Here is a 25,502-nt window from a genome sequence, read left to right as displayed (position 1 = left end):
TCACCGACTGGTGTGAGCGACCTTCGTGAAGGCTGGCCCGTCGGCCACGAGCGGCCGCAGCGCCGACACGGCCCGCGCGGTCTGGCTCTTGACCGTCCCCTCCGAGATGCCCATCACGGTCGCCGTCTCGGCGACCGTGAGCCCCTCCCAGTACCGCAGCACCACGGCGCGGCGCTGACCGGGAGTGAGTGCCTTGAGCGCCTCCCTCAGCGCCACCCGATCCGCTCCGTCAACGCCATCCGGGGCGGGCACCTCCGGCAGCACGGCCACCGGGACCTCCCGCCCGCGTTGCCCGCGCTTGCTGGACAGGTACACGTTGATCAGGATCCGTCTCAGGTACGCGTCGACCGAATCGGCCTTGACCCGCCGCCATACGGAGAACAACCGCACGAACGCGACCTGCACGAGGTCGTCCGCGTCGTGCCAGCTCCCCGACAGAAAACGCGCCGTCCGCCGCCACCGCGCCACATGCGTGGCGAAGTACTCGGCGAACTCCACCTCCTCCTTCGCCCTTCCACCCATGGCTCCCCCACCTGGTTCAGCCGTGCTACCCCACGATCGACAGACTGGTTGCCATACGACTGTCCAGCACCCGCACTATGCGTCGGCTATGCGTCGGGCGCGCGCCGCGGTCGACTTCAGCCGCGTGCGCGCGGATGCGCGGTGGCGTACACCTCGCGCAGCGTGTTGACCGTGACCAGGGTGTAGATCTGGGTCGTGGTGACCGACGCGTGACCGAGCAGCTCCTGCACCACACGCACGTCGGCGCCACCTTCGAGCAGGTGGGTGGCGAACGAGTGCCGCAGCGTGTGCGGCGAGACGTCGGAGGTGATCCCGGCACGCTCGGCCGCGGTCTTCAACGCCTGCCACGCGCTCTGCCGGGACAGCCGCCCGCCGCGCGCGTTCAGGAACACCGCGTGCGCCCCGCGCCCGCGCGCCACCAGCGTCGGCCGGGCGCGCACCAGATAGGCGTCCAGCGCCTCCAGCGCCGGACGGCCGATCGGCACCAGCCGCTGCTTGCCGCCCTTGCCGTCCAGCCTAACCGTGCGCTCCTCGGAGTCGATGTCGTCCAGGTCCAGCCCGACCGCCTCGGAGATCCGCGCGCCGGTCGAGTACAGCACCTCCAGCAGCGCCCGATCTCGTTGTGCCCCAATGCCTTCCGACGGGTGCGCGTCCAGCAGCTTCAACACGTCGGTGACCCCGAGCGCCTTCGGCAGGCGGCGGGGCGCGGCCGGCGGGCGCACCCCGCGCGCCGGGTCGGCGTCGGTCAAACCCTCGCGGACCGCGAACCGGTGCAGCCCGCGCACCGCGACCAGCGCACGGGCGGCCGAGGACGGCGCCAGCGGCGGCCGGCCCGGCGCGCCCTCACGCAGCACGGCGAGGAACGCGGACACGTGAGCCTCGGACACGTCCGCGAGATCGGCGACACCGTTGACCGCCAGGTGCTCGGCGTACCGGCGCAGGTCGCGGGTGTACCCGTCGACGGTGTTCCGGGAGGTGCCGCGCTCCACCGCGAGATGGTCCAGGTACGCGCCGACCACACCGGCGACGGCCGGCGGAATGGGTACGTCTTCCGCGTCGAGCGGGGGCGGCACGGCGGTGAGCGTAGCCCGATCGGGAACGTTTCGACGGGTGACGGCATCGTATGTCGTATGAGCAGCGTGCAGGAGCCGGCCAGCACCGACGGCCTGCGCATCGGAAACGCCGAACGCGAGGACGCCGTGCGGGTGCTCGGCGAGCACTTCGCCGAAGGGCGGCTGGCCAGCGACGAGTACGAGCAGCGGGTCGACGGCGTGCACACCGCGACGACTCGCGGCGAGTTGCGGCCGCTGTTCTCCGATCTGCCCGCGCCGTACCCGGCGTTCATGGTGCCGCCGACGCTGCGAGTCGCCACCGTCCAGCCGCTGCCCGCGTTCCACCCCCGGTCGCTGGCGATGGAGATCCCCGTGTCAGACCGGTCGCGGGTCGTCGGTGGCGTGTTGAACATGGTGGTGCCGTTCGGGACCGGACGGTTCTACACCGGGCACTACGGCGTGGCCACGGGTCAGCTCGTGGTCGCCGGCCTGTTCGGGTTGCTGGGTCTCGCCGCGTTGCTGGGCGGCACGTTGCTCGGCTTCGTGCCGATCCTGTTCGGCTGCACGTGGTCCTTCATCGACGGGTTCACCCTGATATTCCGTCAGGACGTCACCGACGGCCACGGACGCCGCCTCCGGGACTAGCGCCTCGGCGCGCTCGCGATCCTGTGGCTGGACCGCCGCGCCACCTGGTCGCCGCTCGCCGCGAGAACCTGTTGAGCAGGAAGGAGATCCAGGTCCCGCCGCTGAGCGCACGCAACCCGCCGCGGACGCTCGTGATCGTGGCGTTGATCGCCCTCGTCGCCGTGGAGATCGGCATCGGTGCACCGCTCGACTTCGACACGGGACCGCGGGCGTCTGCTCGGCCGCCGAGCAGACGCCCGCGGTTGATCACTTCAACCGGTAGGCGTCCATGATCGTGTGGTCGACCGTGTTGCCGTCCGAATCCCTCGTGCCGGCCGCGATCGACACCGATTTGGCGTCCGCCGGGTGGTCCAGCGCGATGGTCCAGCGATCACCGTCAGGGCTGATCGGCACCGGCCGCCAAGTCGCCCCGCCGTCATAGGACACCCGCACGTTCGGCGGCTCCACACGGCCCGGCGGCGAGCCGTTGCGCTGCACGTACACCGGGATGGTGAACCGTTGTCCGGCCGGTGCGGTGTTGGTGGCGTCCACCGGCGGTGCGAGGCGAACCGCCAGCAGTGGCAACGGTTTCGGCTGCTCACCGTCCACATGAGACGACTGGAAACCCCACTCGGCGGTGATCTTCGTGGACAGCGGCGAGCCGTCCTTGCGCACCGCCTCGGTGCGCAGCAGGTACCGCCCGTCGTCCGGCGGCAGGGTGAACTGGCCGCCACCCGGTTCCGCCACCTCGCCGATCGGCGTGCCGTCCCGCAACAACGTGGTGCGGCCGGTGATCCCGTCCGCCCCCGAGAACACGATCGACTCGTGGTCCGGCGCCTGGTCCGAGTAGAGCGGAACCGACACTCCGATCCGGTCACGGAGCCTCGACCCGGCGGTGCTCGCGAACGCGGGGCCGAACACCGCCGCGTTCCACCGCTCGGTGCGCGTCTCACCCTTGCGGTACGTCCTCGGCGGGGTCAGCAGCACGGTGGCCGACCGCTGCCCCGGCGCCGCCTCCTCGTAGAACTGGTCGTAGATCGGCTGATCGGTCGCGTAGAACTCGTCCAGCCCGAACGGCAGCGGCGTGGCGATCACGGCTTCCCGGACACCAACCCTGCCCGGCGCCTGCGCGGCGTACTCCGAGCGAACCCGCGCCAGGTCGGCGTCCCGGAACCGCCGCACGAGATCCTGCGGCACCTGCCCGCCGTGCGACCACCGGAGGTTGTACAGGTAGGGGCTGCCGGTGAACGTCCCGTCGGCGGCCGGCTGGGCCAGCCGACCCTCCGCGCTGAACTCGAACTTGTCCTGCGGCACAACGGTTTTCGACGGCAGAATGGCCACACCGTCGAGCTGCCGGCTGGTCAGGATCGCGTTGGCGGAACCCTTCGCGGCCTGCCGCCGGCTGGTGAGCACAGCCATTCCGGCCTTCGCCTCGGGCTTGTCCACCTGGAACCCGACGGGCTTGCCCTGCCGCGCGTCGAAAGTCAGCTCCAGGTTCCGGTCGACCACGATCTCCGGCTCCGCCGCTTGGATCAGCTTGGCGTCGGGACCGTTCCCGGCAACGAAGATCAGATGGGCGAAGTACCTGCCCTTGGGCACCCGAGCGGTCACCGTGCCGGACGGGTCGTGCGGCCGGACGCTGGACATCCGGTCCACGTCGAACAGCCACATCGAGTATCCGGGCCGTGGTGTGCCGTCGGATCCGATCACGCTGATCTTGACGTCGTAGCTCTCCACCTCGCGGTCCACCGCTACCGGCGTGCGCAACTCGGCCGGCCCTCCGGTGGCCACGACCTGCCCGGAGTACACGCCGTCCGGTCCGGCCACCGCGGTGTTCGCCGTGACCGTCGCGCCGGCCTGCCCTCCGGCCGGGATCGTGAGCGTGCGCGGCTCGACGGTGAACATGCTTTCCGGCGCGGGGTTGCCGGCCGGGTCGCGGACCTCGGCGGTGAGCGTCACGGTAATCGGCTGCGGCCCGAAATTGTTGTACGTCAACGGTTTCGCGACCGGCTTGTCGTCATCGTGCGGCCACCGCGCCCGGCCGAGTGACACGCTGCCCGGACTCGCCGCGACGGTCTGCGTGTGCGCCCGCGCGACGTCCACCCGGCCGGCGCCCTGCTGGAACACCGTCGCCTCCGCGTTCGGCTTGGCGCTCGCCATCAGCGCGGCCTTGATCCGGTCCGGCTTCCAGTCCGGGTGCTGCGCGGCGAGAATGGCCGCCGCGCCGGCGATGTGCGGGGTTGCCATCGAGGTGCCGGACAACTTCACGTACTTGTCGCCGACCGGCTCGCCGATCTGTGCGTCCTTCGCCCTCGCCGCGACGATGTCCACACCCGGTGCGGTGATGTCCGGCTTGATCGCCGCGTCACCGTGGCGTGGCCCCTGACTGGAGAACCGCGCCAGTTTGTCCTGCCCATCGACCGCACCGACGGTGAGCGCCGCGTCCGCGGCGGCCGGACTGCCCATCGGCCGAGCGGAGCCGGAGTTCCCCGCCGCCACGACGAAGAGCGCACCGGTCTGCTCGGTCAGCCGGTTCACGGCCTGCGACATCGAGTCGGTGCCGTCAGACGCCTGCGAGCTGCCCAGGCTCATGTTGATCACACGAGCGCCCTTGCCCGCCGCCCACTCCATCCCCGCGATGATCCCCGACTCGGAGCCGCTACCGCGATCATCAAGCACCTTGCCCACCAGCAGCCGAGCGTCCGGCGCCACCCCGACCCGCTTACCGCCCTCGGCCACACCGCTACCGGTGACCGTGGACGCCACGTGCGTGCCGTGGCCCTGCTTGTCGTCGGCACCAGACGGCGACCCGGAAAAGTCCTTCGCCTCCACCACGGCGTCCGCGAGATCCGGGTGCGTCGCGTCGATTCCCGTGTCCAGCACCGCGACCGTGGCGCCCTTGCCGGTATGACCGGCATTCCACGCCTCCGGCGCACCGATCTGCGGGACACTGTGGTCCAGAGTCGCGCGCACGCGGCCGTCCAGCGAGATCCGCTGCGCCGCGCCGCGCGTGCTCGCGTTCCAGAAGGCCGTACCCGTCTTCCCCACACGCAGCGCGGTGGCGTTGATGCTCGGCAGCTCGCGCTCGGTCCGTGCGCCCTCCGCGCGCACAGCCCTCGGCGCACCCGCCGGATAGCTCACGATCACCGGGATGTCCTGACGCGCCGAGTCGTCATAGCCGGCCTCGATCAACCCAGTCACGTCGAACAACCTGCGATCCAGCCGGCCGGCCGACACCAGCGGCATGGCGTCCAACGGGATCACGTGGACGTCGCCGTCCGGTTCGACCTGCTGGTGGAATCCGACCGCCTCCCGGCCCGGCGCGGCGTGCACCCGGACCTGATCACGCCCGGCGACCAGCACCCGATCACCCGTGATCAACGTGACCGAACGCGCCGGCGCCGACATCTGGCCGACGGCCGGCGCGGGCGCCGCCTCGGCGGTCCCGTCCGACACGACGGGTATGACGACCGCGGTAGTCACCGCCGCGACCGCGAGCCCGGCCAGGCCGAACCTGGCCGCGCGCGATCGACCCCTGTTGCGATGATGCATCGATCCCCTCTCCTAGTGGTGGCCCCGTACCCCACGTCATCAACGTTAGGGGCTTTCACACCACTAGTTGCCGGAATCGGGGAATTTGTTGCATCCAGCCGTCAGGACCGGCGGGCGGCGAACCTCGTCGGTCGGTCCCGCCACGGCGCGTCGGCCGGCCGTGGCGTGCGCCCGTCCCGCCGGATCGCTTGTGTGGCAAGCAGTCCGGCGACGGTCGAGCCGTTCACGATCTCCCCGCGCAGCGCCATGTCGACCGCCTCGTCCAGCGGGAAGCGCCGGATCACCAGATCGGCCTCCTCGTCGCCGAGCATCTCACGGTCCACAGTGGACAGTCCGGTACCCAGGTAGACCCGCACCACCTCGTCGGTGAAGCCGGGTGAGGCGGCCACGTCGACCAGGGTCCGGAACTCCCGAGCCTCCAGCCCGACCTCCTCCACCAGCTCGCGCGCCGCCGTGGCGACCGGGTCCTCCCCCGCGTGATCGATCAGCCCGGCCGGCAGCTCCCACAGCCGGTGGCCGATCGGGTGGCGGTACTGGTGGATCAGCGTCACGTTGTCCTGCTCGTCCAGCGCGACCACGGCGACCGCGCCGAGGTGTTCAACCACCTCGCGCGCCGCGGTGCCACCGCCGGGCATGGCGACCTGGTCCAGCCGCAGCCCGACCACCCGTCCAATGTGGACGTCCTTTGTGGACACAACGCGGAACTCGTGCCGCTCATCGGTCATGCGCGCGCCCCGCTGGTCAGGCCGTCGGGCATCTCGACCGGCAGCCGCTCAGCCGCGCGGTAGGCCATCGCGGCGCGCACGAAGCCGGCGAACAGCGGGTGCGGGCGGGTCGGACGGCTCTTCAACTCGGGGTGTGCCTGGGTGCCGACGAAGAACGGGTGCGTCTTGGTCGGCAGCTCCACGAATTCGACCAGCCGACCGTCCGGCGAGGTGCCGGAGAAGGTCACGCCGGCCCTGGTCAGCCGCTCGCGGTAGGAGTTGTTCACCTCGTAGCGATGGCGGTGCCGCTCGGAGACTTCCGTTGCCTGGTAAGCCTTCGCGACGATCGAGCCCGACTTGAGCTTCGCCGGGTACGCGCCGAGCCGCATGGTGCCGCCCATGTCCCGCTCGCCCGCGACGACGTCCTCCTGATCGGCCATCGTGCTGATCACCGGGTGCTTGGTGTCCTGGTCGAACTCCGAGGAGTCGGCGCCCTCGATACCGGCCAGTGCCCGCGCGGTCTCGATCACCATGCACTGCAGGCCGAGGCACAGGCCTAGTACCGGGATGCCGTGCGTGCGCGCGTAGGTGATCGCGCCGATCTTGCCCTCGATGCCGCGCACGCCGAAGCCGCCGGGGATCAGCACACCGTCCACTCCGGACAGCATCGCCGCCGCGCCCTGCGGGGTCTCACAGGTGTCGGAGGCGACCCACACGATCTCCACCCGCGCGCGGTGCGCGAACCCGCCGGCGCGCAAGGCTTCGGTGACCGACAGGTACGCGTCCGGCAGGTCGACGTACTTGCCCACCAGCGCGATGCGCACGGTCTCCCGAGGACTGTGCACCCGGTCGAGCAGGTCGCCCCACACGGTCCAGTCCACGTCGCGGAACGGCAGACCGAGGCGGCGCACCACGTACGCGTCGAGACCCTCGCCGTGCAGCACCTTGGGAATGTCGTAGATCGACGGCGCGTCCGGCGCGGCCACGACCGCCTCGGTGTCCACGTCGCACATGAGCGCGATCTTGCGCTTGAGACCGTCCGGGATCTCCCGGTCGGCGCGGCACACGATCGCGTCCGGCTGGATGCCGATGTTGCGCAGCGCGGCCACGGAGTGCTGGGTGGGCTTGGTCTTCAACTCGCCGGAGGGTGCCAGGTACGGCACCAGCGAGACGTGCAGGAAGAAGCAGTTGTCCCGGCCGACGTCGTGCCGGACCTGGCGGCACGCCTCCAGGAACGGCAGCGACTCGATGTCGCCGACCGTGCCGCCGACCTCGGTGATCACCACGTCCGGGGCGGGCCCGCCGTCCGGTTCGGCCATCGCGCGGATGCGGGTCTTGATCTCGTCGGTGATGTGCGGGATCACCTGCACGGTGTCGCCGAGGTACTCGCCGCGGCGCTCCTTGGCGATCACCTCGGAGTACACCTGTCCGGTGGTGACGTTCGCGGTGCCGACCAGGTCGCGGTCGAGGAACCGCTCGTAGTGCCCGATGTCCAGGTCGGTCTCAGCACCGTCGTCGGTGACGAAGACCTCGCCGTGCTGGAACGGGTTCATCGTCCCGGGGTCGACGTTCAGGTAGGGGTCGAGCTTCTGCATCGTCACGCGGAGCCCGCGTGCCGTGAGGAGCTGACCGAGGCTGGACGCGGTGAGGCCCTTGCCAAGAGAGGAGGCGACGCCGCCGGTGACGAATACGTGCTTGGTAATCCGTACGTGCTGCACGGGGTTTCACAGTAACACCCGACTCCCCGCCCGGCGCGCGACAGGCCGCCAAGCGAGCCGACCTGACCTGCTGAAACCGGCCGGTGTCAGGGAGTGATCACCAGCGCGGCGCGTCGGCCCCGCGGTTGGACCATTCGTATTCCGTCAGCCGTGCCAATCCCGGATATAGTCCGGAAAATCGATGGCACCGATGGCGTCATTTCCGATTTCGACGTAGTTCTCGGTGATCATGTCGAATTCGCGCCCGTGGTCGTACACGACCCGGAAAGTGCCATCGGCGTTGTCCGCCAGGAACTTCCACAGGGACTTGGTGAGCTCGACGTTCGCGGAGTTGCTCCCGGGGCCCGCACTGAACCGATTGATCGAGTCGTCCTCGTCGCGCACCGGCTTGCCGAGATACATGAACCGCTTGTTCTTGTCACACACCAGGTACGCGTACACACTCATCGAAATTGCCCCTCGCTCACGTCGTCAGCGCCGCTGCCCAAGATTGTATCGACCGATCTCCCGGCCGCTGGCATCCCTGAAGACCACGTCGACATCGGCATACTTGCCCAGTTGTTCATCCGTGCGGCGGCCCTGCCAGCGCGCGAGCCACTGATCGGGTGTGGCGCCGTCCGGAACCTGGAACCACACCTCCCCCTTGTTCTGGATCTGGCCGGTCGCCTTCCTCAGGTGCGTGTCGAAAGTGTTGAAGGTGCCGTCCGTCGCCTTGGCCTCGCGGCGCTCGACCACTTCCCCCCGCTCGTTCTTGAACTGGATGTCGCCGCCCTCACCGCCGGGTCCGGCCACCGTTGGCGTCGTGCCGGGCGGGCCGCCGCGGAGCATCGCCTCCGCGTTCGCGCGGGTCAGCGGGAAATCCGGGTTGCTGTCCCGGATGAGCTGGTTGATCAACGCATCCCGCTCGTGCGGTGGGAGGTTGTCGAACGGATCCTCGTCCGGGATACCGTCGCCGTCCCTGTCCTTCGGCGGAGGCTTGTCGCCGCCACCGCCGAACAGCTCGTCCATCTTCTTGCGGATGTCCTCGAAGAGCTTCTTCAGCTTGCGCAGCAAGGGAATCAGGTTCTGCAACGTGCGGATCAGCTTCTTGATGATCTGCGCGATCCTGGCCGCCCACTTGGCCGCGGCGACCGCCGCCTGCTTCGCCGCGAGCGGCGCGCCGACGACCGTCAGCGCCTCGGCCGCCCACACGATGCCGCGCCCGACCAGGTCGGCGATCAGGTCGCGCACGGTCTCCCGGACGACGCCGACCACCATGCCGGCCATCTCCACCGCACTGCCCAGCCCGTCGGCGGCCTTGGCGCCCGCGTCCATCAGCGCGGCGGTGTCGGCGGCGCGCCTGCGGTACGCGTCGGCCGCGGCACCCTTCCACCCGGCGGTGTCCGCCTTGGCCTCACGCTCGTAGTCGGCCTTGGCCTGTGCCACCGCCTTGGAGATGTTCTTCCAGGTCTGCGCGTGTGCCGCGACCGCGTCCGCGTTGCCGGCCAGCTTGTCCAGCGCGTCCTGCAGCGGGCCGAAGTGCTCGATGATGAACGAGATCAGGTTGGAGGCGACCGACCCGATCGGGTCCATGTAGATCGACAGCGCCTCCAGGCCGGTGGTGAGCGCGCCGAGGCCGATGTCGATCCAGTTGCCGCTCTTGATGCCCTGCACCAGGTCGTCGACCGATTCCGCGATGCCGATCCCGGTGTACCAGGTGGTGGAGTCCTTCTCCTTCGCGACTAACGGGTTCTCGCCGTCCATCAGCGGTTCCCGTAGAGCCGGTCGAAGGTGTTCTTCTTCGCCTCGTCGTTTCGCTGGTAGCCCTCGGCGGTGAGGCGCAGGTTCTTGGCGATCTCGGACAGCCCGCCGTCACTGGCCTTCAGCGCCTTGTGCGCCTCCTGCTCGATCGGGTTGATCACCGGCGGCAGGAACTGGCAGATGATCCCGTACGCGTTGTCCGGCATGGCCTGGTTCGCCGCGTCCACGGCCTGCCCGATCGTCTTGCCGTGCCCGTCGACTTTCGTGGCGTGCGAGTTCAGCTCGCCGGCGGTGACGTCGTACCCGTCTGCCATGGCTCTCCCCCAGTCACGCGATCAGCGTAAGAACGAGTCGGCGCCGAAGTCCTCGTCGTCCTCAGGTGGACGCCGGCGGCGCGGTGGCGGTTCCCGCCTCGGCGGGCGGCCGGAGGGCTCGTCCGCCAAACGGCCGATCGACAGCTCCTCGTCGGCGGCGGCCGGCGTCTGGTCGGGTTCGGGCACGTCGGCGAAGCGCTCCTGGTAGTGCCCGACGATCCGGTCGGCACTGTCCCGCGCGTCCTCGCCGAGCGTCTCGGTGGCCACTTCGCGCACCGTGGCGGCGATGCCGGCCTTCGCCTTGTCGATCGCGCCGAGCAGCTGCCGGCTCAGCTCGGCCGGCGGCGTGTGGCTGATCTTGTCGGAGAACTGGGCGTCCTTGAGCACTCCGTTGGCGTCCACGGTGACGGTGACCGAGCCGTCCGCGCTGGTGGCGGTCAGCCGCACGTCCTGGACCCGCTCGGCCAGCTCGGTGTATCGGGCCGCGTTGCGCTCGAATCCGGCCACCCACTCGTCGAGCCCGCGCTCGATCGCGTCCGGGTCGCCGGCGAACAGGTCGTCGGGCAGTCCCTGCGTCATCGCACACCCCCATCGGTCACGAGACTCCAACTTTACGGGCGCGCGCAAGTGGCCGTCTCAGTCCACAGTGGACAGAGCGTCCCGGTGCTCGCGCGGGCTCACCCCGCGCACCCGCTTGAACGCGGTGCTCAGCGCGAACGGGGTGCCGTAGCCGACCTTGCGCGCCACCGAGCCGACCGTGGCGTCCGGCTCGGTCAGCATGTCGGCGGCCAGCGCCAGCCGCCACCCGGTGAGGTAGGCCATCGGCGGCTCGCCGACCAGATCGGTGAACCTGCGTGCCAGCGCCGCCCGGGACACGCCGACCGCCGCTGCCAGCGTGGCGACGGTCCACTGGTGTGCGGGATCGTTGTGCAGCAAGCGAAGCGCGGCCCCGACGATCGGATCGGAGTTCGCCCGGTACCACGCCGGCGCGTCGGCCTGCGGCAGCGCGAACCACGCCCGCAACGTGTCGATCAAGGTCAGGTCCAGCAGCCGGTCGAGGAACACCGCCTGCCCCGGCTCGTCCCGCACGATCTCCTCACCGAGCAGCCGTACCAGCGGCCGGTCGGACTCCTCGCCGGACACGACCGCCAGCGGCGGCAGCGCGTCGAGCAGACGCCGGCTGATCTCGCCGCGCATCTGGTAGGTGCCGATGTGCATGGCCGAGGCGCCGTCCGGACTGGTGCCCCAGGTGCGCACGCCGAGCGCCATGTCGTCGCACAACTGGCGGCCGTCGAAGTCGTAGAGCAGCCCGTCGGTACGCACGACGCCGACCGGTGCCGTGGCGGGATCGTCGCCGACCACGTACGGATCCGGCCCGCGGAACAACGCCACGTCCCCGACCCGCAGCCGCACCGGCTCGCGGCCGGGAAGCGTCGCCCATGATTCGCCGCGCATCATGGTGACCAGGGTGAGCGGGGCGCGGTCCTCGATTCGCACCGCCCACGGCGGGTCGAGGATCATCCGCAGCAGCCAGGCTCCCCGAGCGCGGGGGCCTTCGAGCAGACCGGCGAGCGCGTCCATGCCGACATCGTAGACGCACACGTATGTCAGAGAGCCTTTCAACGATGTTCTGTCTCGCCGTGCTGGCATTTCATTAGTGCCATGACCACACAACACCTCGTGATCGGCGGCACCGGCAAGACCGGGCGTCGCGTCGTCGACCGGCTCCGCGAGCGCTCGCTCGCGGTGCGGGTGGGTTCCCGTTCCGGTGAGCCGCCCTTCGACTGGCAGGACCAGTCCAGTTGGGACGCCGTACTGTCCGATGTGGACCGCGTGTACCTGACCTACCACCCCGATGTCGCGATTCCCGGTACGTCGCAGGTGATCCAGGCGTTCTCCGATGCCGCGGCGGCGGCCGGCGTGCGGCGGATCGTGATGCTGTCCGGGCGCGGCGAGGAGGAGGCGCGGGTCTGCGAGGACGTCGTGCGCTCGTCCGGTCTGGAGTGGACGGTGCTCCGCTCCAGTTGGATGAACCAGAATTTCGACGAGGGCTACCTGCTCCCCGGTGTCCTCGACGGCGTGCTCGCACTGCCCGCGCCGAACACGCCGGAGCCGTTCACCGATGCCGACGACATCGCCGACGTGGCGGTCCAGGCGATGATCACCGACGATCACGTTGGCCGTACCTACGAGCTGACCGGCCCCCGGATGCTCACGTTCACCGAGGTCGCGGCGGAACTGTCGGCGGCGGCCGGACGGCCGATCGAGTTCACCAGGATCCCCACCGAGGCGCTGACCGGGGCACTCGCCGAGGCCGGCGAGCCTGCCGAGGTGGTCTGGTTGATCGGTTACTTGTTCGACACGGTGCTGGACGGGCGCAACGCTTCGGTGTCGGATGACATCGAGCGCGTGCTCGGCCGCAAAGCGACCGACTTCTCCGCCTACGCGCGGGCAGCGGCGGCCACCGGTGTGTGGTCGCCCCAGAGATCGGAGTCGTGATGTCAACGTTGACCAACGTGGTCCTGATCGCCGCAACCGTCACGACCGGTTTGATCGCCGGACTGTTCTTCACCTACTCGAACTCCGGGCTGCCCGGACTGCAGCGATCGTCGGACCGCACGTTCGTGGAGGGCATGCAGCAGATCAACGTGGCGATCTTGAACCCGCTGTTCCTGGCCACGTTCATGGGCGCGATGTTGCTCGACCTGGCGGCGGCCGTGCTGGTGATCATCGACGGCGGCATGGCCCGCATCGTGCTCGCGATCGTGGGGGCCGTGCTCTACCTGGCCACCGTCGGCATCACCAACAAGGTCAACGTGCCGCTCAACAACGAGCTGGACGCGGCCGGTCCGATCGACAAGATCGCCGACGTCTCCCTTGTGCGCCAACGTTTCGAGGCTCGCTGGGTGCGGTACAACATCATCCGCACGTACACCTCGGTCGGCGCGTTCCTCGCCCTCGCTATCGCTCTGGTGGTGTGACAATGGATCTCGTTCGTGACGCGGTGCTGATCGCCGCGACTGTCACTACCGGCCTGATCGCCGGGCTGATGTTCGCCTACGCGGTGTCGTTCATGCCGGGGCTGCGGGGTGCGTCGGACCGGACGTTCGTGGAGACGATGCAGCGCACCAATCTGGCGATCGTCAACCCGGTGTTCCTGGCCGCGTTCGTCGGCGCGATCGTGCTGACCGTCGGCGCGCTCCTGCTGGCGATCCCCGGGCGGGGGCCGGTGCTGGTGTGGACGATCGTGGCGCTGGTGCTCTACCTCGCGTCGATCGGGATCACCGGTGGGGTGAACATCCCGCTCAACGACGAGCTGGCCAACGCGGGGCCTATCGATCAGATCGGTGATCTGCGTGCCGTGCGGGAGCGCTTCGAGAACACATGGATCCGTTGGCACACGGTGAGAACCGTGACGTGCACTGGGGCGTTCGTCAGTCTGGTGCTCGCCGTGCTCCAGCGGGGCCGCACCTGAAGCTCGGCGCACGACTTATCCACATGATCCGGGCTATCCACAGCTGACGCGCAACGCCTTACAGCACCCCGATTTCCCGGATAGGGTCGACGTATGGGGAGGAGGTGTGGTGGCCCCCGGGGCAGCAGCTTGGCCAGGTGATGCGGAGCCGCAAGAAGCGCCGGAACTGGTGATCACCGAAAACCAGCAGCGAGCCCGTCGTGTTCTTGGAGTCCCGCACGACGATTGTCCCGGGGACAACTGCCAGCTCCACGCACGCGTGTCGCCACCTTCACCGGACGAACATCAGGGTTCCTCTCGCTGGCGGTCGTACTCGTTCGCCAAATCGGCGAGCCACGACCGCGATTCGTCCCGATCCAACGCCACCGAGTCAAGCCTCTGCAATGCGTTCCGATGCTCAGCTACGGCTCGCTTGTTGTCTATGAACAGGCTCGCTGTGAGCGACTCCACGTACACGAGGGATCGTGGCAACGAGTAGTCCTGCAGTGTGAAAGGGCCGGCGGAATCGGCCATGACGCTCACCTTCGCAGGCACGATCCTGATCGATACGTTCGGCTGAGAGGACGTGAGGACCAGGTGCAGGAGCTGCTCGTTCATCGTTGTCGCTCCGCCTACCGGCATGAACAGAACCCGCTCATGAACAAAAAACGACAACATCGGCGGTTGATACCTGCGGAACAGCACCTGCCTGTCCTTGCGGGCACGGACGAGCTTCTCGATCCGCTCCTTCCGTGTGAATCCGCCTTCCGTGATCAAGGCACGGATGTAGTCCTCGGTCTGCAGCAAACCGGGCAGTACCAACGACTCCAACGAATGAATCGCTGTCGCGGTGGTCTCCATCGCGATCAGCCCACGCAGTTCGTCGGACAGTTGCTCAGGGTGTGACCGGACCCAGTAGCCCTCCGTGGCCTTAAAGAACTTGCGCACGTCCTCGATATCCACGCCGGGCGCGCGGCAGACCGCCAGGTACATGGACGCGTCCGCTTCGGATACGCCCCTCTTACCGCGCTCCATGTTGGACACCTTGGTCGGCGACCAGCTCAGCCGACGCGCGATCTCGCTCCCGCCGAAGCCGGCGCGCTCGCGCCACCGTCGCAATTCCGCGCCGACCGTTCTACTCCACGCTGTCGCCTCGTTCTGGTCCGTCATCACGCCTCCCACCAGAGATACTGGTGTGGACGCTATTGCCCGCGCGGCAACGAATCGAGCAGGCGGAGGGACAGATCACCCCATCGAAGGAGCGGGTGTCAGCGGGACAACGGTCACTCGTTGCCGGCGCCGGGCGCGGGCCCGGTCGCGTTGCCGCCGACGCCGTACTGGCCGGTGCGGCCTTCGAGTTGCTCGCGCAGCCCGAGCACGGTGGCCACCTGCCCGGCCGGCGAGTGCACGTTGTCCACTGTGGACAGAATCGAGGTGGCGGCGGTGTCCGCGCGGACCACGCCGATCGCGCCGGTGCCGTCGGCCGACCCGGTGCCGCCCGCGAGAATCGTGCCAGCGCCGCCCCGGTCGAGTTGCGTGGCGAACCGCCCGATCGTGGCCGCCCGGTCCCCCGCTCCGTTGCCGCCGTTGGCACCACCGGTGAGCACCACGGCCAACTGTGCCGGCCGCAGTGACGGCGCCGCCTTCACGAAACCGCCGTCGGTCAGTCCGCCGAGCGCGGCGGCAGCTTCGTCCACTGTGGACTGTGCCTTGTTGGTGTCCTTGTTGATCAGCAGCAGGCTGCCGAGCAGACCGCCGGCGAGCGTGCCGGGGTCGGACGCGGTGGGCAGTTGGGCACCGGCCGGCACCAGGCGGGTGACCACGTCGCGAAGCTGATCCGCCCGAGCCGGATCACCGAACGCGTCGGTGAGCTGCACCTCGGCGGTCACGGTCGCGCCGGACGCGGTGATCAGGTTCTTGATCGCGTCCCGGTCGGCCGGCCGCGCGTCGTGCGTGGTGACGATCGCGACGGTTCGCTTGTCGAGCTGGCCGCGCACCGCCATCGGACCGACCGCGGTGGCGAAACCGTCCGCGTCGGCGAGCCGGGCCTGTGCCGCGTTGCGCTCGTTCTGCAGGTTGGTCACCTGGGTTCGCAGATCGTCCTTCTCGTTGGTGAGCCCGGACAGCAGGCTGCCGGACAGCGCCGTCGAGCCGAGCACCACGCCGATGGCGAGCGCGAGGAACACCGCGGCGATCGAGATGATGTGGTACCGCAACGAGATCACGAGAACAGCCCCTTGACCCACGAGGTGAACGAGTTCCAGGTGTTGACGATCCAGTCGGTGTAGGTGCCGCCGGCGTCGGAGAACAACAGCGCCGCCGCGATCGCCACCAGCGCGGCGACTACGAGCAGCACGACGAGGCCGACCGACACCCGTGCGCGGTGCAGTGTGGCGACCGCCTTGCCGTCGACGACCTTGCCGCCGAGCTTGAGCCGGGTGAGGAAAGTGGACGGGTTGGAGCCCGAGCGCCCGTGGTCCAGGAATTCGCGCAGGCTGGCCTGGAACCCAACGGTGACAACGAGATTCGCGCCGTGCGTGTCGGCCAGCAGCAGCGCGAGATCCTCCGGGTTGGCCGTCGCGGGGAAGGTCACCGCACCGATCCCGAGGTCCTGGATGCGCTCCAGACCGGGCGCGTGCCCGTCGTCGTGCGCCGGCACCACGACCTCGGCGCCACACTTGAGCGTGTCGGTACCGACGGTGTCCGGGTCGCCGACGATCACGTCCGGCTTGTAGCCCGCCTTGTGCAGCGTGTCGGCGGCGGAGTTCACGCCGATCAGCACCGGGCGGTGCTCACCGAGGTACTTCTTGAGTCGCTTGAGGTCGTCGGCGTGATCCTGACCGGGTGCGATCACGAGCACCTGACGATCCTTGATCGGCACCCGCAGTTCCGGCACGCCGACGCCGTCGAGCACCAGCGACCGCTCGCGGCGCAGGAACTCGATCGTGTTCGCCGAGAACGCCTCGAGCTGCGCGGACATTCCGGCCTTCGCCTCGATCATCTGATCGGCGACCGACTCGACGGACTGCAGGACGCCGGTGGCGACCTCCCGGTCGCCGACGTACACCGCGTTGTCGTGCAGCCGGAGCTTGCTGCCTTCCTTGATCTTGCCGAGCGCGGCCGCGCCGACGCCGTCGAGCAGCGGAATCCCCGCTGCCACAAGGACTTCCGGCCCCAGGTTGGGGAACCTGCCGGAGATCGACGGCGCCGCGTTCACCACGGCGGCGACTTCCGCCTTCACCAGCGCGTCGGCCGTGGCACGGTCGAGGTCGATCTGGTCGAGCACCACGATGTCGCCTCGGCCGACCCTGCGCAGCAGGTCGCCGGTGCGCCGGTCGACCCTGGCAACGCCGGACACGCCGGGTTGGTTCTGGTTGCGGGCGAGCAGACCGGTGAGCTTCATGTGGCTGATGGTGACAAATGGACTGTCGATTATCCGTGCGCCACGCCGATGGCCTGCGCCTTTATGACCACCTCGGGTGAGTGATCGTCTCCGGCCGTAACGGCCAGTCAGCGGAGGTGAGGCTGAGCCGTCCGTCGTACGGGTACCAGTCGTCCTCCCCCGGCGGCATCGGCGCGCGCACGAAGCACCGGTGCGCCAACAACTCGCGACGACGGTCCAGCGGCCCGTCAGGGTGCGGCGGCTTGTCGGGCGGGTTCACCGGCGGGTCGTCACCGAGATCGATTTCACCGTCCCAGTTGAAGTGCAGCCCCTCGTCGTCGGAGTAGAACCGGTCGAACGCGATGGTCCAGCGCGAATTCGAGCCCCAGTCGTGCGCGGGATGGTTGGTGCGGCGCGGCTGCCGGCGATAGGTGAAGTACAGCGTCGAGGTGCACGCGACCGTCGGATCGATCAGCTCTTCCGGCGCGCGCACCCGAACGCCAGCCCGCGCGAACAGCAGGTCACCGAACCAGAAGCCCGGCCACAGCACGTCTTCCACCGTCACCTGTGTCGCGTCCGGATCCGGTACGACGGCGGCGATCTCGTGGTGGAACGAGGAGAAGGCGCCGGCCTGGTCGAACGGCGTCAGTCCGATCGCGGTGTGGAATTCCGTGCTTGGGTAGCCCAGTTCGATCAGGTAGTCGCTGATCCTGCTCAGCGCGCTCATCTCGTAGGAGTGTGCGAGCACGGCAGGCCCGCGCTTCCTCAGTGGCGCCAACTCGGCCAGCTTCTCCGCCGAGGAGGCGACGTGCGCGCGCAACACCGTGCCGGGCTCGTCGTTCGACATCAGCGCGGTGTAGACCGCACTGAAATGCTGCTCGGTCACTTCTTGCGGCGCTTCTTGCTGCCCGCCTCCGCCCACCGCTTGTCCTTGTCCGCCAAGGCAAGCAGCTCCTCGGCGTGCGCCCGGCCGGTCTGCGTGGACTCCATGCCGGCGAGCATCCTGGCCAGCTCGATCACCCGGTCGTCGTCGCCAAGGGTGCGCACCGAGCTGCGGGTGAACACCTCGCTCTTGTCCACGATCACGTGCCGGTCGGCGAACGCCGCGACCTGGGCGAGGTGGGTCACCACGAGCACTTGATGGGTGCGCGCGAGCCGGGCCAGCCGCCGGCCGATCTCCACCGCGGCCCGGCCGCCGACCCCGGCGTCCACCTCGTCGAACACCAGCGTCGGCACCGGATCGGCGTGCGCCAGCACCACCTCGATGGCCAGCATCACACGGGACAACTCGCCGCCCGATGCCGCCTTGTGGATCGGCAGCGGCTGCGCGCCGGAGTGTGCGCGGAGCCTGATCTCCACCTCGTCGACACCGTCCGGCCCGGCGTGCACCGGATCACCGTCGACGGTCAGCGCGAGCTTGTCGTCCCGCTCGGCCGGCTTCGGGCGCACGGTCACGTCGATCGTGGCCTGCCCCATGGCCAGGCTGCCCAGCTCCTCGCTGACCGCCTTGGACAGCTCCTCCGCCGACTCGATCCGTTGCGCGGTCAGGGTTTTCGCGTGCTCGGCCACCTCGACGGCCAGCTCGTCACGGCGGGCGGCCAGCGCGGCGAGCGCCTCCTCCGAGGTGTCCAGACCGGCCAGCCTGGCGGCGGCGTCACTCGCCCACTGGAGCACACCGTCGACGTCGGCGGCGTACTTGCGGGTGAGCTGCTTCAACTGGGCCTGCCGGGCCAGCACCTGCTCCAGCCGCTGCGGGTCGGCCTCGAGATTGTCCACGTAGGACGTGATCTCGCCGGCGACGTCGGCCAGCAGCAGGCCGATCTCGGCCAGCCTCGGCTCCAGCTCGCGCAGCTTCGGATCGTCCACACTGGACAGATGGCGGCGCGCCTCACCCAGAAGCCCCAGCGCGCCAGGGGAATCCGGGTCACCGTCGGGTGAGCCGGACGTGGCGAGCTGGGCTCCGGTGGCGGCCGCACGAAGCTGATCGACGTCGGCCAGCCGCTTCGCCTCGGTGACCAGTTCGTCGTCCTCCCCCGGCTTGGGGTCGACGGACTCGATCTCGTTCAGCCCGTGCCGCAACAGATCGGCCTCGCGGGCCAGCTCGCGGGCGCGACTGGTGCGCTCGATCAGCTCCTCGCTGACCGACAGCCATTCCTCGCGGACGCGGCGGTACTCGGTGAGCGTGCCGGCCAGATCCTCGCCGGCGAACCGGTCGATCATCGCGCGCTGGTCGGCCGGACGCAGCAGTTTCAGTTGGTCGTTCTGACCGTGCACCGCGATCAGGTGCTCGGACAGATCGGACAGCACGCCGACCGGCACCGACCGCCCGCCTAGGTGCGCGCGTGATCGGCCGTCCGCGGTCACCGACCGCAGGGCGATCAGGCTGCCGTCCTCCTCGACGTCGGCTCCGGCGTCGGTGGCGACCGCGGCCCCAGGGCCCGCCACGTCGGTGAACACGCCCTCCACCGTCGCTTTCGGCGCGCCACTGCGCACCCGGGAGGCGTCCGAACGCCCACCGGAGAGCAGGTGCAGCCCGGTGACCACCATCGTCTTGCCAGCACCGGTTTCCCCGGTCACGACGGTGAATCCGGAGTGGGGTTCGAGCGTGGCCTCGTCGATCACGCCGAGGCCTTGGATGCGCATCTCGGCCAGCACGACCGCGACCCTAGCGGGTGACAGCGACCAGCGGGTGAACCTATCCACAGGCACGCCGTCACCGATTTCCTGTGAGTCCGTCCACAGAAGGGTGGAATTCGGTTGCACCTCACGTGGGGTGAGGCCGCACCATGTCTTCCCGTCCGGTCGACGAACACGAAGGGAGGTAGCCGCTATGAACACGACAGTGAGTTCGCCAGGGCCGCAGGAGGTCATCCGCCACGATGACGGCGAGCTGATGGGCTATGTGCATCCGTGCGACGGCCAGTGGCTGCCGACCACGGTGTTCGGCGCTCCGCTCGGCACGCCGACCTCGCACGCCGACGCCGAGGCGCACGTGCTGGCCGTCGGCCTGGCGGTGCTCGCCGAGAAGTGGTGGTTCCGCGACGGCGGCGAGTGGTACAGCTGCCTGCTGCAGGAGGCGAGCCCCGAGCGGGTGCGGATCCAGGTGACCGACTACGGGCACCCGGCCGCCGAGGAGTACCGCGTGATCACCGGCGACGACCTCGGCACGCTGGCCCGCCGACCACGGTGAACCTCAGGGCTGGCGCGGCTTAACGGCTGCGCCAGCCCTGCACGGGCAGCTCGAACTTGCGCACCAGCCGGTCGGTGAACGGGCCCTCGCGCAGCCGCACCAGCCGCACCGGCACGGTGCCGCCGATCACCTCCACCCGTGAGCCGGGCGGCAGTTCGAACGTGCGCCTGCCGTCGCAGCACAGCACAGCCGGGTGACCCGCCGGGTCCACTTCGAGCGCCACCACCGAATCGGGTGACACCACCAGCGGCCGGGAGAACATGGCGTGCGCGTTGCTCGGCACGACCAGCAGCGCCTGCACGTCCGGCCAGACGATCGGCCCGCCGGCGGAGTACGCGTACGCGGTCGAGCCGGTCGGCGTCGCGCACAGCACGCCGTCACAGCCGAACGACTGCACCGGGCGGTCGTCCACCTCGATGCGCACGTCCAGGATGCGCTCCCGGCTGCTCTTCTCCACGCTGGCCTCGTTGAGCGCCCAGGTCGCGGCCATCACCTCGCCGCCGTGCGTCGCCGTCACCTCGACGGTCATCCGCTCCTCGACCTCGTAGTGCCGGTCGACGACGAGCTGCACGGTCTCCGCGAGCGCGTCGGGATCGGCCTCCGCGAGGAAGCCGACCCGGCCCAGGTTCACGCCGAGCACCGGCACCCGCGCCGGCCGTGCCAGCTCCGCGGCGCGCAGCAGCGTGCCGTCCCCACCGAGCACGAACACCAGCTCGACGCCGGCCGCCGCGTCCGGGCCGATGCCGACCACCGAGGAGTAGCAGGTCGGATCGAGATGCGCCGCCTCGTCGGGAAGCACGCGCACCCGCACACCCGCGTCCGCGAACGCGCCGGCCACCTGCTCGGCCGTGCTCACGTTGCCCTCCCGCCCGGTGTGCACCACGAGCAGGATTTCGCGATCTGTCATTGGGGCCCCTCCAGCACCGCCGCTTCGACCAGCCGCTCGGCCCGATCATGATCAACGGACCCGTCGGCGCGCAGCCAGGCGAAGTACTCCACGTTGCCCGCCGGCCCGGGCAGCGGGCTCGCCACCACACCGCGCGTGGCCAGGCCCAGCTCGCCGGCCGCGTCCAGCACGCGCAGCACCACCTCGGCGCGCAGCGTCCGCTCGCGCACCACCCCGCCGGAGCCGAGCCGCTCCTTGCCCACCTCGAACTGCGGCTTCACCATCGGCAGCAGATCGGCGTGCTCGTCGGCGCACGCGGCGAGCGCCGGCAGCACCAGCCGCAGCGAGATGAACGACAGGTCGGCCACCACCAGGTCGACCCGGCCGCCGATGTCCTCCGGTGTCAGAGTCCGCACGTTGGTGCGGTCATGCACGCGCACCCGCTCGTCGGTGCGCAGCCGCCAGTCGAGCTGACCGCGTCCGACGTCGACGGCCACCACCTCGGTCGCGCCCCCGCGCAGCAGCACGTCGGTGAATCCGCCGGTGGAGGCACCGGCGTCCAGACAGCGTTTCCCGTCGACGGCGAGCCCCTCAGGCTTGAACCGCTCGAGCGCGCCGAGGAGCTTGTGCGCGCCGCGCGACGCCCAGCCCGGATCGTCGGTTTCCCTGACCAGCACAGGAGAATCGGTGTCCACGGCGGTCGCGGCCTTGGTGGCGACCATGCCGCGAACGGTCACCTTGCCGTCGGCGATCAGGGCCTGCGCGTGATCCCGTGATCTGGCGAGCCCTCGGCGGACCAGCTCAGCGTCGAGCCGCGCCCTCTTCGGCACGGCTAGCCCTTGTCGATGCTCGACAGCGCGTCGGTGAGCGCGACGTGCGCGGCGTCGAAACGGGCGACATGCTCGGGCAGCGGCACGTCGTCCAGGCCGTCGAGCCGTTCGAGCGCCGCGTCGATCGCGGCGGTGGGCGACGGCGGCGGCCCAGGGACCGGCCGCGCGATCATGTCCGGTGTCTCCGGCTCGTGCTGCACGTCCACCACGCTATCCGACTTCACCGACACCCAGCATTTTCAGGGTGGCCCTCGTCGTGTCGTCACCCGCACGAACCGGGCCGTCGTGCGCGGCCAGGGCGCGGAGCAGGTCGAGCGGCTCCGGTGTGCCACTGCCCCGCCACTCGACGCGACCGGTGCCGTTCTCGACGATCACCGGCCAGTCCTCGCGCGGGCCGATCTCCAGGTCGGCAAGCTCGCCGTGCACACCGGCGATGCTGTCCGCGACGAACCTCGGCCGCTCGTCGTCGCCGGCCGCCAGCAGGTCGGACGGCGTGGTGACGCCGGACAGCACGAGCATCGAGTCCAGACCCGCGCCGACCCCGCCGGCGATGTCGGTGTCCAGCCGGTCGCCGATCACCAGCGGCCGTCGCGCGCCCGCTGATCGGGTCGCGATGTCCATCAGCGGGCGGGCCGGCTTGCCCGCCACGATCGGGTTCTCGCCGGTCGCGTTGCGCACGGCGGCCACCATCGAGCCGTTGCCGATCACCTCACCGCGTTCAGTCGGCAGCGTCGGGTCGAGATTGCACGCGATCCACAGCACGCCGGCCTTGACCGCGAGGCACGCCTCCGCCAGGTCGCGCCAGCCGGTGTCCTTCGACAAGCCCTGCACGACGACCGCCACGCCGTCGCCGAACTCGCGGACCGGGACCAGCCCGGCGGCCACGATCTCGTGTTCCAGCGCCTCGCTGCCGATCACCAGGACGCGGGAGCCGGGTGGCACCTTCTCACCGGCCAGCGCGGCGCCGGCCTGGGCGCTCGTGCTCACCTCGCCCGGATCGGCCGGCACGCCGATCGCCCGCAGCGACTCGGCCACGGCTTCGGGTGCGCGCGAGGCGTTGTTGGTGACGAACCGGACGGCGATCCCGCGCTCGTGCGCCGCCACGACGGCCTCCGAGGCGCCGGGCACCGCCTCCGCGCCGCGGTAGACGGTGCCGTCGAGGTCCAGCAGCAGCGCGTCGTAGTGGTCGAGCAAGGTCACGTCGGGCTGTCCTCCGGGTTCTGCAGGGCCGCACCGAGTTCGAACGCGCGATCGGCCGCGTCGGTCTCCTCCTCGTCGTCGGCCTCGGCGGCGGTGAGGAACCAGTGGATCGCCTCGTCGCTGCGGCCCGCGGCGAGCAGATTGTCCGCGTAGGCGTAGAACAGTCGCGCGCTCCACGGATCGCGGCGCTTTTCGTCGAGATCGTCACCCTGCAGGCCCACGACGGCGGCGTCGAGCTGGCCCATGTCACGGCGTGCGCCCGCGGCGACGATGCGCAGCTCGACGGCTACCTCGGCGTCCAGATCGGCCGGCGCCTCCTTGGCCAGGTCCAGCGCCCGCTCCGGCCGTCCGAGCGCCCGCTCGCAGTCGGCCAGCACCGCGAGGTGCGCGACGTTGGCGTTCATCCGCTTGGCGGCGCGCAGCTCGGACAGCGCCTCGGCGTACTCGCCGGCGTGGTAGGCCGCCATGCCGGCCGCCTCGCGCACGACCGAGACGCGTGACGCCCTGGCCCGCGCGAACCTCGCGTGTTCGAGTGCCGCAGCCGGATCGGTGTCGATCAGCATGCCGATGGCGGCCAGGTGCCCGCCGACCGAGTCGGCGACGGACTTGGACAACGTGCGAAGTTCCTGGCGGGCTTGCGGGTCGAGCGCGGAGATCTCGGCGCCCTCGGGCAGGTCTGGGCCGGTGACCGCGGGGCGACGGTCGTCATCGCCGTCGCGCCGTTTGTCCCGGAAGTCGTCGCGGTCCCGGCGTTCGTGCGACCGGTCGGGCCGGTCTCGGCGATCCCCGCCAGGTCGGTCGTCACGTTTGCGGTCGCTCCACTCCCGGCGCGGCCGATCGGAATCGGGGCGCCGGTCGGGTCGATCATCCGTTCCCTTGGCCGATCCACGCCGGTCGTCGGACCAGCTGCGCTTCGAGTCACCGCTGGGCTTGCTGCCCCGGTAGCCACCGGGCCGATCTCCGTCTGGGCGACCACCACGGCGCTCGCCGCGGTCGTCCCGGCTGCTCGACGGCTTGCCTCGGTAGCCGCCTTCACGCCGATCGGATGATCGGTCGCGGTAGCTGCCACTGCTGCTGCGATCGTCAGATTTCCGGTCCCGATAGCTACCGCTACTTCGGCCGTCAGAGGAACCACCTCGGTAACCGCCGCCACTCTTGCTGTCGGAAGAACCGCCGCGGTAGCCACCTTCACGCCGATCGGACGACCCGCCGCGGTAACCACCGCTACTCCGGCTGTCCGACGAGCCACCGCGGTAGCCACCTTCACGCCGATCCGAGGAACCGCCGCGGTAACCACTGCCGGTTCGGCTGTCGGAAGAACCGCTCCGGTAGCCCTCACGCCGATCCGAGGACCGATCGCGATAGCTGCTACTGCTGCTGCGATCGTCAGACTTCCGGTCCCGATAGCTACCGCCGCTTCGGCCGTCAGAGGAACCGCCGCGATAACCGCCACCGCTCCGGCTATCGGAGGAACCACCTCGGTAGCTGCCACCCGCGCGGCTGTCCGAGGAGGAACCACCTCGGTAACCAGTGCCAGCTCGGCTGTCGGAGGGCCGGCCTCGATAGCCACCCTCACGCCGGTCCGACCGGTCCCGGTTGCCGCCGTCGCGACTACCGGAGCTTCGCCCGCGGTCGCCGTCGTCGTCGCGCCGGCCGCGGTACCCCGTGTTGTCCCGACCGCGATCCCGGTTGTCGGCCGATCCTCCGCTGTAGTCGCGGCGTTCGCGCTGGTCACGGCTCCCGCTGCCGCCGGGGGTGTCTCGTCGGTACGGCCGGTCGCCGCCCGAGCGATTGTCGTCGTCGCGGCGACCCCGGTAACCACCGGATCGCTCGCCCTTGTCGCCGTATCGCTTGCCGCCGCGATCGTCACGCCGGTCACCGCGGCCCTGCCACCGGTCGCCCGACCGGCCTCGCTGGTCGTTTCCGCGACCGCGGCCCCCAGGCGCACCCTGAGCCTCAGAACGGCGCGCCGCTCCGTCATCCGACCCAGAGCCGGCGTTGTCCCCGCCGGTCTCCTCGCGCCGCCCGAACTCGGCCATCATGTTCCCTCTCGAAATACGGGTCACCCCGCCACCCTTGCGGCGCGTCAACCGTCGGTCGCTCTGTAGTTCCAGGTAGTTCCTGGCCAGTCTACGGCCCGCCGCGCAGCGAACCGAATCGCGGCGCCCAGCGGGCACAGAAAAGCGTTGAGGCCTGTCGGCTCAACCCGATTTTCGGGGAGCCAACAGGCCTCAACGACAAAAGAAGTCCGGCGGTGTCCTACTCTCCCACACCCTCTCGAGTGCAGTACCATCGGCGCTGGAGGGCTTAGCTTCCGGGTTCGGGATGGGACCG

General features: G+C 70.0%; 27 protein-coding genes and 1 rRNA gene. 5 read left to right on the top strand and 23 right to left on the bottom strand.

From position 1 onward, the window contains the following. Both EV193_RS32700 and xerD read right to left on the bottom strand, forming a co-directional pair. Nucleotides 1–522 carry a SigE family RNA polymerase sigma factor gene (locus tag EV193_RS32700; RefSeq protein WP_130348845.1) on the bottom strand — a complete coding sequence of 174 codons (522 nt, stop codon included), beginning with the start codon at nt 520–522 and terminating at the stop codon, nt 1–3. A gap of 116 nt (nt 523–638) precedes the next feature. Next, nucleotides 639–1,595, bottom strand: coding sequence for a site-specific tyrosine recombinase XerD (xerD, locus tag EV193_RS32695; protein WP_207222901.1), 957 nt, complete (start codon nt 1,593–1,595; stop codon nt 639–641). Nucleotides 1,596–1,652: 57 nt separating this feature from the next. On the opposite strand from xerD, the gene EV193_RS32690 reads away from it, so the two are divergent. Beyond that, entirely contained in the window at nt 1,653–2,219 is a 567-nt protein-coding gene (locus tag EV193_RS32690) for a DUF1707 SHOCT-like domain-containing protein (protein ID WP_130348844.1), read from the top strand. Between the two features lie 246 nt (nt 2,220–2,465). Here the strand turns inward: EV193_RS32690 and EV193_RS32685 are convergent, their stop codons facing one another. The 8 genes from EV193_RS32685 to EV193_RS32650 form a co-directional block, all read right to left on the bottom strand. Continuing rightward, nucleotides 2,466–5,750, bottom strand: a complete 3,285-nt coding sequence (locus EV193_RS32685; protein ID WP_130348843.1) for a S8 family peptidase — start codon at nt 5,748–5,750, stop codon at nt 2,466–2,468. A gap of 101 nt (nt 5,751–5,851) precedes the next feature. Further along, nucleotides 5,852–6,475, bottom strand: a complete 624-nt coding sequence (locus tag EV193_RS32680) for an NUDIX domain-containing protein (RefSeq protein ID WP_130348842.1) — start codon at nt 6,473–6,475, stop codon at nt 5,852–5,854. Continuing rightward, complete coding sequence (locus tag EV193_RS32675; RefSeq protein ID WP_130348841.1) at nt 6,472–8,172, bottom strand: CTP synthase; 1,701 nt, start codon at nt 8,170–8,172, stop codon at nt 6,472–6,474. Before EV193_RS32675 ends, EV193_RS32680 begins: the two co-directional genes overlap by 4 nt. Before the next feature lie 144 nt (nt 8,173–8,316). Further along, nucleotides 8,317–8,619 carry a hypothetical protein gene (locus EV193_RS32670; protein WP_130348840.1) on the bottom strand — a complete coding sequence of 101 codons (303 nt, stop codon included), beginning with the start codon at nt 8,617–8,619 and terminating at the stop codon, nt 8,317–8,319. 24 nt (nt 8,620–8,643) lie between these two features. Further along, a complete protein-coding gene (locus EV193_RS32665; RefSeq protein WP_130348839.1) occupies nt 8,644–9,915 on the bottom strand; it encodes a hypothetical protein in 1,272 nt (423 codons plus the stop codon). Next, complete coding sequence (locus tag EV193_RS32660; RefSeq protein ID WP_130348838.1) at nt 9,915–10,226, bottom strand: type VII secretion target; 312 nt, start codon at nt 10,224–10,226, stop codon at nt 9,915–9,917. The genes EV193_RS32665 and EV193_RS32660 overlap by 1 nt, the downstream gene beginning before the upstream one ends. Nucleotides 10,227–10,247: 21 nt before the next feature. Continuing rightward, nucleotides 10,248–10,805 (bottom strand): YbaB/EbfC family nucleoid-associated protein, encoded by a 558-nt coding sequence (locus EV193_RS32655; RefSeq protein WP_130348837.1) that lies wholly within the window; start codon nt 10,803–10,805, stop codon nt 10,248–10,250. 57 nt (nt 10,806–10,862) lie between these two features. Then, nucleotides 10,863–11,807: an AraC family transcriptional regulator gene (locus EV193_RS32650; RefSeq protein WP_130348836.1), complete on the bottom strand. Its 945-nt coding sequence runs from the start codon at nt 11,805–11,807 to the stop codon at nt 10,863–10,865. A gap of 81 nt (nt 11,808–11,888) precedes the next feature. Between EV193_RS32650 and EV193_RS32645 the strand changes: the two genes are divergently transcribed. The 3 genes from EV193_RS32645 to EV193_RS32635 are packed head-to-tail and all read left to right on the top strand — an operon-like array spanning nt 11,889 to nt 13,701. Next, nucleotides 11,889–12,725, top strand: a complete 837-nt coding sequence (locus EV193_RS32645) for an NAD(P)H-binding protein (protein WP_130348835.1) — start codon at nt 11,889–11,891, stop codon at nt 12,723–12,725. Beyond that, nucleotides 12,725–13,207, top strand: coding sequence for an anthrone oxygenase family protein (locus EV193_RS32640; RefSeq protein WP_130348834.1), 483 nt, complete (start codon nt 12,725–12,727; stop codon nt 13,205–13,207). Before EV193_RS32645 ends, EV193_RS32640 begins: the two co-directional genes overlap by 1 nt. Before the next feature lie 2 nt (nt 13,208–13,209). Beyond that, nucleotides 13,210–13,701, top strand: coding sequence for an anthrone oxygenase family protein (locus EV193_RS32635; RefSeq protein ID WP_130348833.1), 492 nt, complete (start codon nt 13,210–13,212; stop codon nt 13,699–13,701). 58 nt (nt 13,702–13,759) lie between these two features. Here EV193_RS32635 and EV193_RS32630 read toward each other — a convergent pair whose 3' ends face one another. The 6 genes from EV193_RS32630 to recN form a co-directional block, all read right to left on the bottom strand. Beyond that, a complete protein-coding gene (locus EV193_RS32630) occupies nt 13,760–13,954 on the bottom strand; it encodes a DUF397 domain-containing protein (protein WP_130348832.1) in 195 nt (64 codons plus the stop codon). Between the two features lie 32 nt (nt 13,955–13,986). Next, nucleotides 13,987–14,850: a helix-turn-helix domain-containing protein gene (locus EV193_RS32625; RefSeq protein WP_130348831.1), complete on the bottom strand. Its 864-nt coding sequence runs from the start codon at nt 14,848–14,850 to the stop codon at nt 13,987–13,989. A 113-nt stretch (nt 14,851–14,963) separates the two neighbouring features. Further along, nucleotides 14,964–15,905 (bottom strand): copper transporter, encoded by a 942-nt coding sequence (locus EV193_RS32620; RefSeq protein ID WP_130348830.1) that lies wholly within the window; start codon nt 15,903–15,905, stop codon nt 14,964–14,966. After that, a complete protein-coding gene (gene steA / locus EV193_RS32615; protein WP_130348829.1) occupies nt 15,902–17,083 on the bottom strand; it encodes a putative cytokinetic ring protein SteA in 1,182 nt (393 codons plus the stop codon). Before steA ends, EV193_RS32620 begins: the two co-directional genes overlap by 4 nt. Nucleotides 17,084–17,144: 61 nt before the next feature. Beyond that, the gene (locus EV193_RS32610) at nt 17,145–17,948 is read right to left on the bottom strand and encodes a hypothetical protein (protein ID WP_130348828.1); all 804 of its coding nucleotides are present in this window, start codon (nt 17,946–17,948) and stop codon (nt 17,145–17,147) included. Continuing rightward, nucleotides 17,945–19,717 (bottom strand): DNA repair protein RecN, encoded by a 1,773-nt coding sequence (gene recN / locus EV193_RS32605; protein WP_130348856.1) that lies wholly within the window; start codon nt 19,715–19,717, stop codon nt 17,945–17,947. Before recN ends, EV193_RS32610 begins: the two co-directional genes overlap by 4 nt. A gap of 175 nt (nt 19,718–19,892) precedes the next feature. Here recN and EV193_RS32600 point away from each other — a divergent pair, with 175 nt between their 5' ends. Continuing rightward, nucleotides 19,893–20,252 (top strand): hypothetical protein, encoded by a 360-nt coding sequence (locus tag EV193_RS32600; RefSeq protein WP_130348827.1) that lies wholly within the window; start codon nt 19,893–19,895, stop codon nt 20,250–20,252. 19 nt (nt 20,253–20,271) lie between these two features. Here the strand turns inward: EV193_RS32600 and EV193_RS32595 are convergent, their stop codons facing one another. The 7 genes from EV193_RS32595 to rrf all read right to left on the bottom strand — a co-directional run. After that, complete coding sequence (locus EV193_RS32595) at nt 20,272–21,159, bottom strand: NAD kinase (protein WP_130348826.1); 888 nt, start codon at nt 21,157–21,159, stop codon at nt 20,272–20,274. After that, nucleotides 21,156–21,968, bottom strand: coding sequence for a TlyA family RNA methyltransferase (locus EV193_RS32590; protein ID WP_130348825.1), 813 nt, complete (start codon nt 21,966–21,968; stop codon nt 21,156–21,158). Before EV193_RS32590 ends, EV193_RS32595 begins: the two co-directional genes overlap by 4 nt. Nucleotides 21,969–21,970: 2 nt before the next feature. Beyond that, entirely contained in the window at nt 21,971–22,192 is a 222-nt protein-coding gene (locus tag EV193_RS32585) for a hypothetical protein (protein ID WP_130348824.1), read from the bottom strand. Next, the gene (locus EV193_RS32580; protein WP_130348823.1) at nt 22,179–23,168 is read right to left on the bottom strand and encodes an HAD-IIA family hydrolase; all 990 of its coding nucleotides are present in this window, start codon (nt 23,166–23,168) and stop codon (nt 22,179–22,181) included. Before EV193_RS32580 ends, EV193_RS32585 begins: the two co-directional genes overlap by 14 nt. Continuing rightward, nucleotides 23,165–23,782, bottom strand: coding sequence for a tetratricopeptide repeat protein (locus EV193_RS32575; protein WP_130348822.1), 618 nt, complete (start codon nt 23,780–23,782; stop codon nt 23,165–23,167). Before EV193_RS32575 ends, EV193_RS32580 begins: the two co-directional genes overlap by 4 nt. Beyond that, nucleotides 23,725–25,149, bottom strand: a complete 1,425-nt coding sequence (locus EV193_RS32570; protein ID WP_130348821.1) for a hypothetical protein — start codon at nt 25,147–25,149, stop codon at nt 23,725–23,727. The genes EV193_RS32575 and EV193_RS32570 overlap by 58 nt, the downstream gene beginning before the upstream one ends. Nucleotides 25,150–25,414: 265 nt before the next feature. After that, nucleotides 25,415–25,502, bottom strand: a 5S ribosomal RNA gene (gene rrf, locus EV193_RS32565); the annotation flags it as partial.

The organism is Herbihabitans rhizosphaerae (assembly GCF_004216555.1).
Taxonomy (GTDB): domain Bacteria; phylum Actinomycetota; class Actinomycetes; order Mycobacteriales; family Pseudonocardiaceae; genus Herbihabitans; species Herbihabitans rhizosphaerae.
This window is presented reverse-complemented; position numbering and strand designations above follow the sequence as displayed.

What these genes read in the sequence shown, in the direction of transcription:
- EV193_RS32700 (WP_130348845.1), bottom strand. Translation starts at nt 522, where the DNA reads ATGGGTGGAAGGGCGAAGGAGGAGGTGGAGTTCGCCGAGTACTTCGCC.
- EV193_RS32690 (WP_130348844.1), top strand. Translation starts at nt 1,653, where the DNA reads ATGAGCAGCGTGCAGGAGCCGGCCAGCACCGACGGCCTGCGCATCGGA.
- EV193_RS32685 (WP_130348843.1), bottom strand. Translation starts at nt 5,750, where the DNA reads ATGCATCATCGCAACAGGGGTCGATCGCGCGCGGCCAGGTTCGGCCTG.
- EV193_RS32680 (WP_130348842.1), bottom strand. Translation starts at nt 6,475, where the DNA reads ATGACCGATGAGCGGCACGAGTTCCGCGTTGTGTCCACAAAGGACGTC.
- EV193_RS32670 (WP_130348840.1), bottom strand. Translation starts at nt 8,619, where the DNA reads ATGAGTGTGTACGCGTACCTGGTGTGTGACAAGAACAAGCGGTTCATG.
- EV193_RS32665 (WP_130348839.1), bottom strand. Translation starts at nt 9,915, where the DNA reads ATGGACGGCGAGAACCCGTTAGTCGCGAAGGAGAAGGACTCCACCACC.
- EV193_RS32660 (WP_130348838.1), bottom strand. Translation starts at nt 10,226, where the DNA reads ATGGCAGACGGGTACGACGTCACCGCCGGCGAGCTGAACTCGCACGCC.
- EV193_RS32655 (WP_130348837.1), bottom strand. Translation starts at nt 10,805, where the DNA reads ATGACGCAGGGACTGCCCGACGACCTGTTCGCCGGCGACCCGGACGCG.
- EV193_RS32650 (WP_130348836.1), bottom strand. Translation starts at nt 11,807, where the DNA reads ATGGACGCGCTCGCCGGTCTGCTCGAAGGCCCCCGCGCTCGGGGAGCC.
- EV193_RS32645 (WP_130348835.1), top strand. Translation starts at nt 11,889, where the DNA reads ATGACCACACAACACCTCGTGATCGGCGGCACCGGCAAGACCGGGCGT.
- EV193_RS32640 (WP_130348834.1), top strand. Translation starts at nt 12,725, where the DNA reads ATGTCAACGTTGACCAACGTGGTCCTGATCGCCGCAACCGTCACGACC.
- EV193_RS32635 (WP_130348833.1), top strand. Translation starts at nt 13,210, where the DNA reads ATGGATCTCGTTCGTGACGCGGTGCTGATCGCCGCGACTGTCACTACC.
- EV193_RS32625 (WP_130348831.1), bottom strand. Translation starts at nt 14,850, where the DNA reads ATGACGGACCAGAACGAGGCGACAGCGTGGAGTAGAACGGTCGGCGCG.
- steA (WP_130348829.1), bottom strand. Translation starts at nt 17,083, where the DNA reads ATGAAGCTCACCGGTCTGCTCGCCCGCAACCAGAACCAACCCGGCGTG.
- EV193_RS32600 (WP_130348827.1), top strand. Translation starts at nt 19,893, where the DNA reads ATGAACACGACAGTGAGTTCGCCAGGGCCGCAGGAGGTCATCCGCCAC.
- EV193_RS32595 (WP_130348826.1), bottom strand. Translation starts at nt 21,159, where the DNA reads ATGACAGATCGCGAAATCCTGCTCGTGGTGCACACCGGGCGGGAGGGC.
- EV193_RS32570 (WP_130348821.1), bottom strand. Translation starts at nt 25,149, where the DNA reads ATGACGGAGCGGCGCGCCGTTCTGAGGCTCAGGGTGCGCCTGGGGGCC.